Origin of the sequence: Streptomyces fuscigenes, from assembly GCF_021556455.1 — a bacterium.
GTDB lineage: Bacteria > Actinomycetota > Actinomycetes > Streptomycetales > Streptomycetaceae > Streptomyces > Streptomyces fuscigenes.
Genome location: NZ_JAKGCV010000780.1, coordinates 1 through 1,191 on the forward strand (window position 1 = coordinate 1; position 1,191 = coordinate 1,191).

At 76.4% G+C, this 1,191-nt stretch carries 1 protein-coding gene; it reads left to right on the plus strand.

Annotation, left to right across the window (positions count from 1 at the left end):
- Window positions 1-1,104: SUKH-4 family immunity protein (locus L1885_RS28500; protein ID WP_235800026.1), on the plus strand; the 1,104-nt coding region annotated here is incomplete at its 5' end.
- Between the last annotated feature and the right edge of the window lie 87 nt (window positions 1,105-1,191).

Below are 1,191 nucleotides of genomic sequence, written 5' to 3' on the forward strand. Positions count from 1 at the left end.
CCGCCCGGGGTGCCGTGCGTGCCCGGTGTTCCCGGCCCGGTGCCGGGGCCCGTGCCGCCGCAGCAGCCGCCGGTCCCGCAGATGGGCGGGCAGCCGCCCGCGTACGGGTACCCGGCGCCGCCGCCCGGTGTGCCGACGGTCGGCCCCGGCTACCAGGCCGTCCTGCGCTACCGTGCGCCCGACGGCTCGGAGGCGCAGCTGATCCGGCGGTCGGCGCCCGGGACGCCGCATCCGGAGTGGCAGATCCTGCACGAGTTGCGCGCCCTGAACGTGCCGCCGCAGCAGGTCCTCGAACTCCACACGGAGCTGGAGTCGTGCGAGCTGCCCGGTGCGTACTGCGCGCGGATGATCGGTGAGATGTGGCCGCAGGTGCGGATCACGAGCGTCGCGCCGTACGGCCGGGACCATGCCGGCCGCCAGCAGGGCATGCAGCACCTGCTGACGCACCAGGGCGAGTTGCACCAGGTCGCCGACGGTCCGGCGCGGCCGGCGCCGGTGCGTGCCCCGCTGCCGCAGGTGCAGGTCGCGCCCGCGATCTCGCCGGAGGCGATCGGGCAGGAGATGCTCGGCGCGTTCGGGCCGCAGGGCCTGTGCCGCTACGACCAGCAGGCCGTCTCCCGCCAGGGGGTGCCGGAGATCGTGGCGCAGACGCTGGTGTGGGCCGGTCTGCCGGCGGACTTCGGTCCGTTCTTCTGGGCGCAGCCCGCGCAGCCGGTCATCCCGACGCTGGCGGAGGTGGCGGCGCAGCGGCAGGTCGCGGCGGCGCCGGACGCCTCGTCGTATCTGGTGATGGGGACGGACTTCGGCCGGGCGCTGTGCGTGCAGTACGGCACCGCGCACATCATGGCCGTGCCGGTGGAGGCGGGGCCGGACGGTGGCCCGGCGGTGGCGCAGTTCGTGAACACGAGTCTGCCGCAGTTCGCGCGGTGCGTGGCGATGCTCGGCCGGATGTGGCGGTTGCGGTTCGGGCTCACGCCCGAACAGGCGGGGCGCTGGACGGTCGACTTCCAGGCGCAGCTCGCGGCGCTCGACCCGGCGGCGCTGGCGTCGCCGGAGACCTGGTGGTCGGTGCTGCTCGAACAGATGTGGGACGGCCTGTTGTAGGAGGCCTGCGGCTCGCGGCCCGCGGGCGGGACGGCGCCCGCCCGCGGCGGCCCGCCGGGCGCGGTCGCGCCGGGCCGGGCGGGGAGG